Source organism: Variovorax sp. 05N34 (genome assembly GCF_056397405.1).
Map to the genome: position 1 here is coordinate 716514 of NZ_JBFTNI010000001.1, position 13399 is coordinate 729912.

Annotated in this window: 11 protein-coding genes; 5 read left to right on the forward strand and 6 right to left on the reverse strand. The window is 64.0% G+C overall.

The annotated features are described in order from the left end of the window. Position 1: 1 nt before the first annotated feature. Positions 2-286 carry a hypothetical protein gene (locus AC1DMA_RS03460; RefSeq protein ID WP_478143229.1) on the reverse strand — a complete coding sequence of 95 codons (285 nt, stop codon included), beginning with the start codon at positions 284-286 and terminating at the stop codon, positions 2-4. A 382-nt stretch (positions 287-668) separates the two neighbouring features. Between AC1DMA_RS03460 and AC1DMA_RS03465 the strand changes: the two genes are divergently transcribed. After that, complete coding sequence (locus AC1DMA_RS03465) at positions 669-1730, forward strand: class I SAM-dependent methyltransferase (RefSeq protein WP_478143230.1); 1062 nt, start codon at positions 669-671, stop codon at positions 1728-1730. 9 nt (positions 1731-1739) lie between these two features. Here the strand turns inward: AC1DMA_RS03465 and AC1DMA_RS03470 are convergent, their stop codons facing one another. The 5 genes from AC1DMA_RS03470 to AC1DMA_RS03490 form a co-directional block, all read right to left on the reverse strand. After that, entirely contained in the window at positions 1740-3437 is a 1698-nt protein-coding gene (locus AC1DMA_RS03470) for a carboxylesterase/lipase family protein (protein WP_478143231.1), read from the reverse strand. Between the two features lie 118 nt (positions 3438-3555). Further along, positions 3556-4479: a LysR substrate-binding domain-containing protein gene (locus AC1DMA_RS03475; protein WP_478143232.1), complete on the reverse strand. Its 924-nt coding sequence runs from the start codon at positions 4477-4479 to the stop codon at positions 3556-3558. Between the two features lie 116 nt (positions 4480-4595). Further along, entirely contained in the window at positions 4596-4952 is a 357-nt protein-coding gene (locus tag AC1DMA_RS03480) for a TfoX/Sxy family protein (protein ID WP_478143233.1), read from the reverse strand. Beyond that, on the reverse strand, positions 4943-5338 hold the full coding sequence (locus AC1DMA_RS03485; protein WP_478143234.1) for a hypothetical protein: 396 nt from the start codon (positions 5336-5338) through the stop codon (positions 4943-4945). Before AC1DMA_RS03485 ends, AC1DMA_RS03480 begins: the two co-directional genes overlap by 10 nt. A 69-nt stretch (positions 5339-5407) precedes the next feature. Further along, positions 5408-6334, reverse strand: a complete 927-nt coding sequence (locus tag AC1DMA_RS03490) for a LysR family transcriptional regulator (RefSeq protein WP_478143235.1) — start codon at positions 6332-6334, stop codon at positions 5408-5410. Between the two features lie 117 nt (positions 6335-6451). On the opposite strand from AC1DMA_RS03490, the gene AC1DMA_RS03495 reads away from it, so the two are divergent. The 4 genes from AC1DMA_RS03495 to AC1DMA_RS03510 all read left to right on the forward strand — a co-directional run bounded on the left by AC1DMA_RS03495 (position 6452) and on the right by AC1DMA_RS03510 (position 13388). Beyond that, the gene (locus AC1DMA_RS03495) at positions 6452-8314 is read left to right on the forward strand and encodes an arylsulfatase (protein ID WP_478143236.1); all 1863 of its coding nucleotides are present in this window, start codon (positions 6452-6454) and stop codon (positions 8312-8314) included. A 10-nt stretch (positions 8315-8324) separates the two neighbouring features. Beyond that, positions 8325-10589 carry a tetratricopeptide repeat protein gene (locus AC1DMA_RS03500; protein WP_478143237.1) on the forward strand — a complete coding sequence of 755 codons (2265 nt, stop codon included), beginning with the start codon at positions 8325-8327 and terminating at the stop codon, positions 10587-10589. A 123-nt stretch (positions 10590-10712) separates the two neighbouring features. Beyond that, positions 10713-11693: an AraC family transcriptional regulator gene (locus AC1DMA_RS03505; protein WP_478143238.1), complete on the forward strand. Its 981-nt coding sequence runs from the start codon at positions 10713-10715 to the stop codon at positions 11691-11693. A 120-nt stretch (positions 11694-11813) separates the two neighbouring features. Next, on the forward strand, positions 11814-13388 hold the full coding sequence (locus AC1DMA_RS03510; RefSeq protein WP_478143239.1) for an acyl-CoA synthetase: 1575 nt from the start codon (positions 11814-11816) through the stop codon (positions 13386-13388). Positions 13389-13399: the final 11 nt, after the last annotated feature.

Here is a 13399-nt window from a genome sequence, read left to right on the forward strand (position 1 = left end):
TTCAAGGCAATGGCATCGAAGCGATGGTTGCCTTGACGATCTGGAGGCGGCGCTCGAATTCTGAATTGACCAGCGTCATCAGGGCGCGCACGTCGGCCGAGGTGGTGAAGAACTCATCGTCACTCGCTGCGCGCGCAGATATGACAAGACCGTGAATGCATCCGGCGGCGCGATAGGCCTCCTTCAATGCGCTGATTTCGCCGACTGCTTGTTGGGTGAGCGTGGCGAGACTGCCTTGTGTCGGAACGTCTGGGTGGCGCGCGGGCGCGCAAGTAGGGTGGACCATCAATGGCCTCCAAAGGGTGCGATTTACAAAAACCGTCGCTCCCGCTGCTAAACGAAGGCGGCGACTCGAACGGGTTAGCAGACCGGGCACCCCTTGCGAGAACCGGCAGGGCATGAGCCCTCCCATCCGAGCCGCCAAAAATGGCGCGCGAACGAAAGAGCCGCAGATCCTGCGAGAGTCACTGCGGCTTTCGTCGCAGGGGTGCTTGTCGGGCTGCTAAACCCGGTCACGCTGAGTGTGCGCGACGGGCCGGAGTATAGCCAGTGGTGGTCGAGTGACCATGATGCGCAGCGGGCCGATCTGCGGCTTTTTTTTCTGACGTAACCGCAGTAGCGCGGCGCCCGAATTACAGAGAGCCAATGCAACCTCGAGGAGCAAAGCCATGCAGCAAATTGACGAGGACAAGCTCAACGCCCTGCTCGACAGGATGGTCACCGAGTTCGGCGCGTTGGCCAGTGCGCCGCTAGTGATCCTGGGTGATCGCCTCGGGTTGTACAAGGCAATGGCGGGCGCCGGGCCGATATCGGTGGATGAGTTCAGCGAACGCACGCATCTGCGTCTGCGCTACGCACAGGAGTGGCTCAGCGCGCAGGCCGCCAGCGGCTTCGTCGACTATGACCCGAATGCGCAGACCTACACACTCTCGCCCGAAGCCGCACTGGTGCTGGCGGACGACAGCAGCCCTGCCTTCATGGGCGGCGGATTCGAATGCCTGATGTCGATGTTCTACGACATCGACAAGGTGCAAAAGGCATTTCGCGACGGCACCGGCCTCGCCTGGCACGAACACCACCCCAGCTTGTTCACAGGCACGGAACGCTTCTTCAGGGCCGGCTACAACGCGAACCTGGAGCCGAGCTGGATTCCGGCGCTGGACGGCATGAGCGAGCGGTTGCATGCAGGCGCTCGCGTCGCCGATGTCGGCTGCGGTTTCGGCGCTTCGACGATCGTGCTGGCCCAGGCCTACCCTGCTTCGACCTTCATCGGCTACGACTATCACGAGCCTTCGATCAACGCTGCACGTGAGCGCGCGGCCGCGGCGGGCGTCGCCGATCGCGTCAGCTTCGAGGTGGCTGGCGCGAAGACGTATCCTGGCCGCGATTTCGATCTCGTCGCCTTCTTCGATTGCCTGCACGACATGGGCGACCCGGTGGGAGCGGCCAGGCACGTGCGCGAGACGCTGTCGCCGGACGGGATGTGGATGATCGTCGAGCCTTTCGCCAACGATCGGCTGGAGGACAACCTCAATGCGGTCGGACGCATCTACTACAGCGCCTCCACGATGGTCTGCACGCCCTGCTCGCTGTCGCAGGAAGTGGGGCTCGGGCTTGGCGCCCAGGCCGGCGAGCAGCGCTTGGGCACCGTCGCGCGCGAAGGCGGGTTCAGTCGCTTTCGGCGCGCTGCGCAAACGCCGTTCAACCTTGTCTTCGAGGCCCGGCCCTAGAGCCGCAGGTCAATAGCCCAACACAGCATCCCAGACCTTCAATTGATTCAGCTTCGGCACCGCGCCCAGCACGGTGTCGCCTGTTGCGCCTTCGCCCCAGCGCACGGCAGTGGCGGTGCCGGGCCGATATAGCGGCCAGGTCTCGCCTGTGCCGAGCGTAGGTTGCGCCTCGCTGGCGAACGACACCATGGCCGCCATGAATTGGTTGGATAACTGCGCCTCTTGCGGTGCGGCACCCAGCTTGTCGCGGTAGTAGTTCAGTCCGTAGGTTCCGAACAGCATGGGGACATCAGCGCAGTGCGGCACGCCACGCCCGGGCGCCTTGACCGCGTGCATGTAGGTACCAAAGCGAACCGGCACACCGGCCGTGGAAAGACGCGCTGCATAGCGGGTTCCGAAATTGCGCAGCAACTGGTCGCCGAAGATGTCCGTCCACAGCAGCGATGGGGTCGTCGGCCGTCCTTCCGCAAGCGCGGCTTGAACATACGCGTCGATGACTGTATTGGCAGCGTCGGTTCGGCCGCCGAGTTGGGCCGCCAGCGCGGCGCCCAGGGCGGGCAGCGTGGCGGGAGGTGTCGGCGTGAGCATGGTGTTGGTCGTCGGATCGTAGAGGTCCCACCAGAAAGCGCCTTCGTCGAGCGTGTAGTCGATGACGACAGGCAGGTCCGACGGCCAGTCGCGCCGAGTCCAGTCGCCCAGATAGGTCTTGCCGTCGACGACGGGCGCGAGCTTGTAGGGTGACGCACCCGAGGTGAATCCTGCCGGCAAAGGCGCCGCGTTCTGAGCCAGCTCGGCATCGTGCAACGCCTTTGCCGGCAGGTCCCGCAGCCCGCGGGGCGTGGTACCGAACCTGGTCGCGAGCAGTTCGGTGTAGGCCGCTGCATCCATCATGGTCAACGAGGCCGGCGGTGTCACGTTCGGCGGACTGAGCAGCACCGCCTTGTGGAAAGTGCTGCGGTACGCAGGGTTCTGGGCCAGCATCGCCGTGTGCATGGCGCCACCCGATTGGCCCACGACGCAGACACGCGCTGGATCGCCGCCGAACGCGGCAATGTTGTCGCGCACCCATCGCAGCGCCGCGTCCATGTCCTGCAATTGCCAATTTGCCGTCGAGCCATTGCCGGCATCGGCGAAGTCCGGATGGGACAGCAAGCCGAGAGCACCCAACCGATAGTTGGCCGTGACCACGATGACACCGCGCTGCGCAAGCAACTTGCCGTTCATGAGCGGCATACCGGTTGCGCCGGTGCGGAAGCCACCGCCATGAAACCAGACGATCACCGGCAGGCGCTGAGCTCCTGATGGGCTCCAGACGTTGAGCGTCAAGCAGTCTTCGCTTTGAAGGTCCGGCGATGGATAGATCCAGGACACCATGCCTCCGACGGTCTGCAGGCTGGCTGCCCCGAAAGCAGCGGCGTCGACGATTCCGGTTGCAGGCTGGGCCGGTCGCGGCGCCTGGAACCGTAGCGGCCCTACAGGGGGCTGCGCGTAGGGAATCCCCAACCACGAAGTGACGCCATCTTGCTGTCGGCCGCGAAAACTGCCGGACGCGGTTGCGGCCACGAGATTGGCATCGCCGCCGACACCGATGCCGATGCCGCTATCACCGCCACCGCCGCAGCCCACCAGGGGCGCGGCTGCCAGTGCGGCACTTGAGAGCAGGAAGCGCCGGCGTGTGGCCGCTGCGCGAAGAGCGTCTGTTTGCATATGTCTCCTGTGGATGCACCGCCCGGGCGCGAGCGGCTAGGGAGAATGCTAGGCATCGCGCGTACTTCGCATAAGGCCGCCACGGCAATGCAGCGTTCCAGAGGTGCAACGATCCGGGTCAGCGCGGATCGCGTTCGAGCGAGGCCATGCCTTCTTCCAAAGCATCGATGAACCGGCGACCCGCCAGCGTGAGGGCGCGCCGCGAGGGATACAGCGCGTAGATGCCGACCTGAGGTGCAGCCCAGTCGGGCGCGATCACGCGCAGGCGGCCTTCTTCGATGTCCCGGCAGCACAGTACATACGGCAGCTGTGCGACACCCACGCCTGCCAGTGCCGCTTCGCGAATTAGCAGCAGGTTATCGGTGCTGAAGCGCACGTCCACGGTGATCTCATGCCTGCCATGGCGGGAATGCTGCAAAGACCAGTGCGCAGGATCAGCGAAGAACGTCCATCCCACCGCCGGAAAGCAAGGAAAGTCTGTCGGTCCGGGATCCTCGGGGATTTCGTGCGCCAGACCCGGTGCGCTCACGACCACGTAGTGCGCATTCGCCAGACAACGTGCGACCAGGCTCGAATCGCGAAGTGGCTGCAGACTCGGCTGTATGGCCAGGTCTGCTGGCGCCATGAAGGGACGGCTCCTGCCATCGGTCGACTCGATCACGATCTTCACGCGGGGATATCGCATCATGAACTCGATTGCGATACGGCCGACCAAGGCCGAAGCCAGCGCCATTGGACACAAAACCCGCAACAAGCCCGAGGGTTCGCCGCGTGAATCGCTCGCTGCGGCCGCAGCGCCTTGCAACCGCGCGCGAACACTCACCGCATCTTCGTAGGTTCGCCGGCCAACTTCGGTCACTGTGAAACGCCGCGAGGTGCGCACAAGAAGATGGACGCCCAGGTTGCTTTCGAGCGCCGCGACCGAGCGGCTTAGCCGCGAGGGTGGAACCCCGAACCTCGCGCCTGCAGCATTGAATCCCCCGGCGTCCACGACAGCAGCGAATGCCATCAGGTCCTGGAACAGCTTCGACAATTCATCCATGAGGACGTCAGCTTGAGGTGGTCACGAACGACTCCAGTGGAGTGGTGAGGCAGTCTTCGCTTGTTCTGCTGTTCTGCTGCTGTGCTGGCAGGCCGGCGCCAACAACGTCATTCTGATCACTTCTTCCGAGTCGCCGTCTTGCGTTGCACGGTCGCGCCGCCCTTGCGCAGGACAGCCTCCCAGGCCAAGCGGGCCCAGCGTGCCGCTTCCTCGCGGTCTTCGTAGATTTCGGGCGGCGCTTCGACATACGAGGTCTGCGTCAGCTTGCCTGATCGCATGTACGCGAAGGGCGCCATCCCTTTCGATTCGAAATCGGATCGGCTCGCCTCGTCGGTCTTGAGGTACAGGCGCTCGCCAATCACCAGCCCGAACATACGCCCTTCGTGGAAGACGCCGTGACCGCCGAACATGCGCCGGGCCGACACGCGCCCGAAGCGCTCGAACAACTCGGGAAGTTCTTCAGCTAGTGCCATCGTGTCCCCTGCTTTGTCTCGAGGGCCTCAGGCGCTCGAAACCAGATCTTGAACGTCACATACATCGCATAGCCAAGCCCGAGCACCATCCACGCGAGGTATGACACGTTGGCCCAGTACTCGCCAGCATGTGCCGCCAAGGTGTAGATCTGCATCTTGCAACCCCTGCCCACGCAAGACACCTCACCTCGAAACAGCGCACGCAACAAGCCAAACAGGAGGCCGCACGTCACAACGGCCGTCACGAGGAATCCCATCGGCCCCATGAGTCCTTTCGTGAGTTCGCGGTTCTCGTCGCGATAGCCCTTCCGAAGCAGGCTCTGCCCGAACTTGTACCAGGCGAATCCAAGCAGAAGCATCAGCAAGTAGTAGATCGCAGTACGCATACCGTCAATCGTAATGGACCACTCTTCGCTTCAACGGAAGACACTGCGCCGTAACGGCCGTTGCGCGGATCAAGCGCTCTGCCTCGCCGCGATCTGCTGGGCCAGGCTCACCGCACGCAGCGCCGCCGGCGACATCGTTCGGCCCTTCAACCAGATGGCGTGGATGTTGACCGCCAAAGGTGCCTTCACCTTGATGTCGAGGCGGCGCAGGTCCAGCCTGCTCGCCTCGGTCAGCCCGTCGGGCAACAGGCCCAGCACGTCGGTTTCGGCAACAAGGCGGCCGAGCAGGTTCAGGTCATCGCATTCGACCGTCAGCGGAAAGTCATGCACCGATTCGAAGCCGTAGCTGACGGCAATGTGCTCCATGACGGAGTGCGTCGCAGAAATTCCGGCAATGCCATAGCGGCGCAGGACCTCGACGTCGATCTTGCCGATGCGCTCGATGGGATGGCCCGGCCGGCAGAACAGGGCCCCACCTTGAACACCTACCAATGCCGTCGAATAGCGATTGCTGCGGGCCAGCAGTCTGGGCTCGCCGAGGCAAAAATCGAGTTCCTGCGCTTCGAGCTTTTCGATCAGGGCCATCAGGTTGCCGAGACGAACTCGCGTGACGAGCCGCGGGCTGTTACGGCCAAGCTCTGACAACAGGCCCGGCATGATGATGGCCGCGGGAATGGGCGCGGCACCGATCGCGAGTTCGCCGGCATCGCCCTGCCTCATCAGTTCGATGTCGCGCTGCAGGCAGCTGCTGTCGAAGACCAGGGCGCGCGCACGCTCGAGCACCATCTGGCCGGCCTGGGTGAGCGACACCCGCTGCGCATCCCGGTCGAACAATCGCATGCCGACCTGATCCTCCAGACTTCGGATGCTGCGCCCGAAGGCCGCTTCGCTCAGGTGGACGCGCACGGCGGCGCGCGAGAAGCGACCTTCTTCGGCCAAGGCGATCAAGTGCGTCAAGCGACGCAGGTCGGTGGCGAGCTTCGGGTCAGGTTGCATGAAACGCAATGTACTCGGGCTATTTTTGCGTTGGACACATTTTTGCCGCGTGTTCAAACTCCCATCTCGCGCGTTCGCCGCCCGGCGTTTTGCCGCACAAAGACCGGAGACAGACAAATGACGAAAAGATGGGCCAAGGTCCGAGGCTTGACGTGTTCGCTCGCCGCCACGGCGCTGCTGGTGTCGAGCGTGCACGGCGCGACAGCCGACCCCGCCGACAAGCCAGCGCAGCCTCGCCCGAACATCGTGTTCGTGGTGATCGACGATGCCGGCTTCAGCGACCTCGGCGCCTATGGCAGCGAGATCAAGACACCCAACATCGACGACATCGCGAAATCCGGCGTCCGGTTCACCAACTTCCACACTGCATCGACCTGCGAATCGTCCCGCGCGATGATGCACACCGGCATTGACCACCATCGCGCCGGCGCAGGCTCGCTGCGGCCCGTGATGGCCGACAACCAGAAGGGCCAGCCCGGGTACGAGGGTTTCCTGAGCCCGAACGCGCACAGTCTTGGGCAATTGATGCACGACGGCGGCTATGCCACCTACTTCGCCGGCAAATGGAACATGGGCGACGGACTCGAGCACGCGCCGGGCGCGAAAGGCTGGGACCGGTACATCTCCCTGGAGCAGACGGGCGCCGACAACTTCGAAGCCAAGGTCTACGCGCCGCTCAACATGGAGGCCGTCTGGTGGGAAGACGGCAAGCGCGCCGTGCTGCCTGCCGACTTCTACTCGACGCGGCATTACGTCGACCGGATGATCAGCTATGTCGAGGACGGCAAGGACACCCACAAGCCCTTCTTTGCGGTCCTCGCCTTCCAGGCCGTGCATTCGCCACTGCAGGCACCCGAAGTGGACATCGACAAGTACAAGGATCGCTACACGCAGGGCTGGGACAACCTGCGCTCCGAGCGCTACCAGCGCCAAGTGGACATGGGCCTGGTGCCCGCCGGGTTGAAGCTGCCCGAGGCGGTGCTGCGCAAGAGCTGGGACAGCCTGGACGCCAAGGACCAGAAGCTCTATGCCAAGAAGATGTCAGTCTTCGCAGCGATGCTCGACAGCGCGGATCAGCACATCGGCCGGTTCCGCGACTACCTGAAGCGCACCGGCCAATTGGACAACACCGTCTTCGTCGTCATGTCGGACAACGGCGCGGACCCCTTCGAGCTCAACAACCTCAACCTGCCGTTCAAGCTCTGGTATCGCGTGAACTATGCACTCGGCATCGATACGTTGGGGCAAAAGGGCAGCTATGTCCACTACGGGCAGGACTGGGCGGAAGTGTCCAATACCCCCTTCGCGAGCTTCAAGGGCACGTCCGCGGAGGGCGGCATGCGGGTGCCTTTCATCGTGAGCTATCCGGAGCGCATCAAGCCGGGCGGCATGACCGATCAGTTCGCCTACGTCACTGATTTTTTGCCCACCATGCTCGACATTGCCGGCATTCCCATGCCTGGCGACGTGTACAAGGGCAAGAAACTGATCCGTCCGACCGGCACGAGCATGCTGCCCTATCTGGAGGGACATGCGCCGTCGATCCACCCCGCCGACTACACGGTCGGCTTCGAAGCGACGGGGGCCGGCGCGCTGTTTTTTGGCGACTACAAGATCAGCCGCAATGTTGCGCCGTTCTTCGACGGTCAATGGCACCTCTACGACATCAAGGCGGATCCGACCGAATCTCGCGACCTCAGCGCCGAGAAGCCTGAACTGATGAAGACCATGCTGGCCAAGTACGACGACTACATCCGCCAGAACGGCGTGATCAATCCGCCCGCCGGCTACAACCCTCTCTTTCAGCTGCTGAAGAACAACTGGCCGGTGCTGGTTCGGCAGATGGCAGGCGTTCTGGCCGCCGCGGTGCTCCTGATCGTCGTCTTGATCGCCGCCATCGTGTTTGGATTGCGCAAGTTGCGCAGGCGCAGTGCGGCGGGTGGACGGGTGACGACGCGCCCCCGCCACGCTCACACCTGAGGCCCGCGCCGTGCGCATCCAGCAAGGCCGGCTTGTTGCGATTGCGCTGGCTGTCGGCGCCGGGTTGCTCGTGCTCGCCTGGCTGCTGGCTTCGCCGCAATCCGGGCCTCGCAAGATCGCCTCGGGCGCCGAGGCGCCTTCGTCAGCCGCCAGGTTCGTCGGGTCGCAGGCCTGCGTGGGCTGCCACCAAGCTCAAGGCCAGGCATGGCAAGGTTCGCACCACGATCTGGCGATGCAGCACGCGACGCCCGCGACCGTGCTGGCGCCCTTCCGCGGAGAAGCTTTCACCGAAGCTGGCATCACGTCGCGTTTCCGGCAGCGCGACGGCAAGTTCTACATCGAGACGCAGGATCGAGACGGACGCGAACAAGAGTTCGAGGTGACTCACACACTCGGCGTCTATCCGCTGCAGCAGTTCCTGGTTCCGATGCCCGACAAAGGCATGCAGGCGCTGACGATTGCCTGGGATGCCCGCCCGCAGGGCAAGGGAGGCCAGCGCTGGTTCGATCTGCACGCAGGGCAAAACGTCAAGCCCGGCGACCCGCTGCACTGGACCGGCCGCCAGAACAACTGGAACTTCATGTGCGCCGAATGCCATACGACCAACTTCAAGAAGAACTTCGACGTCGTCACGCGCACTTACGGCAGCACGTGGTCTGAAGGCAATGTCGGCTGCGAAAGCTGCCATGGCCCGGGGTCGCGCCATGTGGCCTGGTCCGGGTTGTCCGGAGCAGCACGGCTGTCGGACGCCACGATGGGATTCGCGCAGTTGCTTCGGGACCGCAAGGATGCGCAATGGAACATCAGCGCGGAAACCGGCAACGCGGTGCGCAGCCCGGCCGTATCGCCCGACAGGGCCGAGGTCGAGTTGTGCGCGCAATGCCATTCGCATCGCAGCCAGATCTCGGACAACTACTTGCATGGCAAGCCGCTGCTGGACACGCACGTGCCCTCGCTGCTGGACAAGTCCCTGTTCTGGCCCGACGGGCAGATGAAGGCCGAGGTCTACAACTACGCGTCCTTCCAGCAGAGCCTGATGTATCAGAAAGGAGTGACCTGCAGCGACTGCCACAACCCGCATTCGCTCCAACTGCGCGCGCCGGGCAACGCCGTGTGCTTTCAATGCCATGCGCCGGCCAAGTACGAGGCGCAGACCCACACCTTCCACGAACTGAATTCCAAGGGCAGCAGTTGCGTCGCATGTCACATGCCGACCACGACCTACATGTCCATCGACCCGCGGCACGACCACGGCATCCGGGTGCCGCGGCCCGATCTTTCGGTGGGCACCGGGATTCCGAACGCCTGCAACAAGTGCCATGTCGACAAGTCGCCGGAGTGGGCGTCGCAAGCGCTGCTGCGCTGGTATCCGGGCATCGAAGCGCGTCACCCGCCGCTGCAGACCGCATTCGCGGCCTTCGACAAGGGCGCCGAGAAGGCGCTGTCGCTGCTGTCGAAGGTCTTCGAAGACGCCGGCCAATCGTCGATTGCGCGTGCCAGCGCGTTGTCGAGGGCCGTGCCCGCGATGGGGCCTGAAGGGCTGAACCAGATCGGCAAGCTGCTGCAGGACCGCGATCCGTTGGTGCGGCGAACGGCGATGGAAGCATTGGCCACCGCGCCACCAGAGATCCGCTCCCAATGGCTGCGCCCCATGCTCGCCGATCCGGTCAAGGCCGTTCGCATGTCCGTCGCCCGCTGGCTGGCCGGTGTGCCGGTCGCAGGATGGGACGCGAAAGACCAGGCGCAGCTTTCCGCGATCGTCGATGAATACGTCAAGGTGCAGTTGTTCAACGCCGATCGGCCGGAGTCCTATGACAACCTCGGCACCCTCTATGCGGACCAGGGCAAGTGGAAAGAGGCCGAGGCAGCGCTGAAGAAGGCGATCGAGCTGGCACCGGACATGGCGGCGTCTTCGTTGAATCTCGCGGACGTGTATCGCGCCAAAGGTCGAGAGGACGATGCGCAATCTCTGCTGCGGGATGTTGCCGCGAAGTTTCCGGGCGACGCCACCGCCCAGCATGCCCTGGGCTTGTCACTGCTGCGCCAACGCCGTCTCGACCAGGCACTCGTGCTCTTGCGTCGCTCCGCAGAGCTTGCGCCGGACAACGCTCGCTTCGCTTATGTCTATGCGCTGGCTCTCGAGCGCGATGGCCAGGACCGACTGGCGCTCGCAACACTGGAAAACGCGCTGAAGCTCAGTCCAATGGACCGGGATGCCGCCGCGGCCGCCGCAGCGATCTGCAAGCGCAGCGGCGACGCGTTCTGCAGGAAGTGATATTCATCGCGATAAGATGATTGCAGACCACTCGATCGCCCACCACTCGACGATTGACCAGCGTCTGAGCACCGAGGTCGACACCTCCCCCATTCGATGCTGCCTCCGCCCGTCACCATTCCAATGACCTTTGTGCAGGGGATGCTTTCGGGTGTCCACGCGCGCGGCCAGGGCTGCGACGAATTCCTGCTCGAAGCCGGCATCGCTCCCTCGCTCATGCAACAGGCCAGCGCCCGGGTGACAGCGAGTCAGTACTCCGAACTGTTCCGTATCCTGATGAAGCGCCTCGACGACGAATGCCTCGGCTTCTTGTCGCGACCCTTGAAGCCTGGCAGCCTCGGCTTGATCACCCTGTCTGCTGTCGGGGCCGAAACGCTCGAGCTGGCGATGCGCCGGATCGCTCGCGCCTTTTGGCTGCTGCAGGACGATGTGCTTCTGGAGCCTGTGCAAGACGGCGCATTGGCAGGCCTGTCGCTGAAGTTCACGAACGCTTCGGTCATTTATCCGAACTTTCTTCACGAGTTCTTTCTTCGGATGTTCTGGCGCCAGCTTGCCTGGTTGATCGGCGGCAAACTCCCCGCGGAGCGCTTCGATTTCGCGTTCGGATTGCCCGCTTACGCCGGTAGCTACGGCCAGGCGTTTCCTGCGCCGCTGCACTTCGATTGCGTGCGGTCGACCTTCTGGTTCCAGGCTGCCTGGTTGAAAGAACCGGTGCGACGCACGGAAGCCGAAGTGCGCACGGCACTTCGTTATGCGCAGGCCGAAATCATCGTTCCCAGGCGAGTCGATAACTTTGTGAGCGCGCGCGTGCGACGTCACTTGCAGGGCACGCAGCCCGCATGGCCCGATCTTGTCGCCACGGCCGAAGCGCTGCATATGTCGACCTCCACTTTGCAGAGGCGCCTTGCGAGCGAAGGCACTTCGTTTCAGTCGCTCAAGGACGAACTCCGCCGCGACACGGCCATCGTCCGGCTGAACACCAGCGGCATTTCGCTGGCGGCGCTGGCCTATGAGCTTGGGTTTGCGGACAGCGCGGCTTTTCAGCGGGCCTTCAAGGGATGGACGGGCAGCGCGCCCGGAGCCTATCGCCGCAGCGGAAGGTGATCCGGACTTCGCGGGAGTGAGGTCTTTTGCCATCGGATCAGGGCATTGCGCAATCGTGCGCGAGGCCGGCGCTTCCTACGATCGGGTGCATATCAATGGGCCACGTTTTTCCGTGGCCGAATGGAGACAAGCACCATGTATCTCACGCAATCCCTGCACCGGGCGGCGCAGCAACACCCCGAGCGCGTTGCAGTGCGCTGTGGCGATCGCCATCGCACCTTCGGGCAATTGGTCGATCGCGTAGCGCGGTTTGCTGGTGCCTTGCAAGGCCTCGGCATGCAGGTCGGCGACCGCGTCGCGATGCTGTCGCTCAACTCCGATCGGTACCTCGAATACCAGATGGCCGTGCCTTGGGCCGGCGGCGTTCTCAATCCCTGCAACATCCGCTGGACTGCTGCAGAGATCCTCTATTCGCTGGACGACTCGGGCTCGACGATCCTTCTGGTCGACGAGATCTTTCGCCCGATGGCCGAGCAGTTCCGGCGCAGTTCGCGCACCTTGCGTGAAGTGGTCTATTGCGGCGATGGCGAGGTGCCCGAGGGCATGCGCGGCTATGAAGCGCTGATCGCAATCACGGACCCGGTGCCCGATGCCCTGCGACGCGGCGAGGACCTGGCCGGCATCTTCTACACCGGCGGCACCACGGGATTTCCCAAGGGCGTGATGCTGAGCCACACCAATTTGTGCAGCTCCGCGCTTGCCGCGCGGGCCGAAGGGCTCGCTTCGCCTGCGGGGACCTACCTCCATGCGGCCCCGATGTTCCATCTTGCCGACATGGGCTGTGCCATGGCGCACTGGCTGGAGGGCAACACCCATTCGATCATTCCGGCATTCAATCCCGAAGGGGTCCTTGATGTGCTGGAGCGCGACCGCGCCACTCATGTGTTGATGGTCCCGACCATGATCCAGATGATGGTCGACCACGCGGCGATGCAGAAGCCGCGCGACCTGAGCGCGCTGCGCACCATCATCTACGGCGCCGCGCCCATCTCGGAGGCCCTGGTCGACCGCGCCATGGCCGCGCTGCCCGGCGTGAGCTTCGTGCAGGCGTACGGCATGACCGAGCTTTCGCCGGTTGCCACCATCAACCCCGCCTGGACTCACACGGTGGAGGGCCGCAAACGCGGCAAGTTGCGCGCAGCCGGTCGGGCCAGCTTCGTTACCCAGGTCAAGATCGTCGACGAACAGGGCAACGAAGTGCCCCGCGGAATCGTCGGCGAGGTCGTGGTGCGAGGCCCCAATGTGATGCAAGGCTACTGGAACAAGCCCGAGATGACCGCCCAGGCCGTGCGCGACGCATGGATGCATACCGGCGACGGCGCCTGGATGGACGAGGACGGCTTCATCTTCATCGCCGACCGCCTGAAGGACATGATCATCACCGGCGGAGAAAACGTCTTCTCGGCCGAAGTCGAGAACGCCCTCGCCCAGCATCGCGCCGTTGCGGCCTGCGCGGTCATCGGCATTCCGAGCGCGGACTGGGGCGAATCGGTGCATGCGGTGGTGGTTCTCAAGCCCGGCGAGGAAGCCTCCGCGGAAGCGCTCATCGCCCACTGCAAGTCGCTGATCGCTGGCTACAAATGCCCGCGCAGCCTGGTCTTCACCGAAGCGCTGCCGCTGTCCGGTGCAGGCAAGGTCCTCAAGACCAAGCTGCGCGAGCCCTTCTGGCAAGCGCAATCCCGGCAAGTGGCCTGACAGCAGGGCAC

Coding starts and splice junctions, on each gene's coding strand:
- AC1DMA_RS03460 (WP_478143229.1), bottom strand. CDS start 286: ATGGTCCACCCTACTTGCGCGCCCGCGCGCCACCCAGACGTTCCGACA.
- AC1DMA_RS03465 (WP_478143230.1), top strand. CDS start 669: ATGCAGCAAATTGACGAGGACAAGCTCAACGCCCTGCTCGACAGGATG.
- AC1DMA_RS03470 (WP_478143231.1), bottom strand. CDS start 3,437: ATGCAAACAGACGCTCTTCGCGCAGCGGCCACACGCCGGCGCTTCCTG.
- AC1DMA_RS03475 (WP_478143232.1), bottom strand. CDS start 4,479: ATGGATGAATTGTCGAAGCTGTTCCAGGACCTGATGGCATTCGCTGCT.
- AC1DMA_RS03480 (WP_478143233.1), bottom strand. CDS start 4,952: ATGGCACTAGCTGAAGAACTTCCCGAGTTGTTCGAGCGCTTCGGGCGC.
- AC1DMA_RS03485 (WP_478143234.1), bottom strand. CDS start 5,338: ATGCGTACTGCGATCTACTACTTGCTGATGCTTCTGCTTGGATTCGCC.
- AC1DMA_RS03490 (WP_478143235.1), bottom strand. CDS start 6,334: ATGCAACCTGACCCGAAGCTCGCCACCGACCTGCGTCGCTTGACGCAC.
- AC1DMA_RS03495 (WP_478143236.1), top strand. CDS start 6,452: ATGACGAAAAGATGGGCCAAGGTCCGAGGCTTGACGTGTTCGCTCGCC.
- AC1DMA_RS03505 (WP_478143238.1), top strand. CDS start 10,713: ATGACCTTTGTGCAGGGGATGCTTTCGGGTGTCCACGCGCGCGGCCAG.
- AC1DMA_RS03510 (WP_478143239.1), top strand. CDS start 11,814: ATGGAGACAAGCACCATGTATCTCACGCAATCCCTGCACCGGGCGGCG.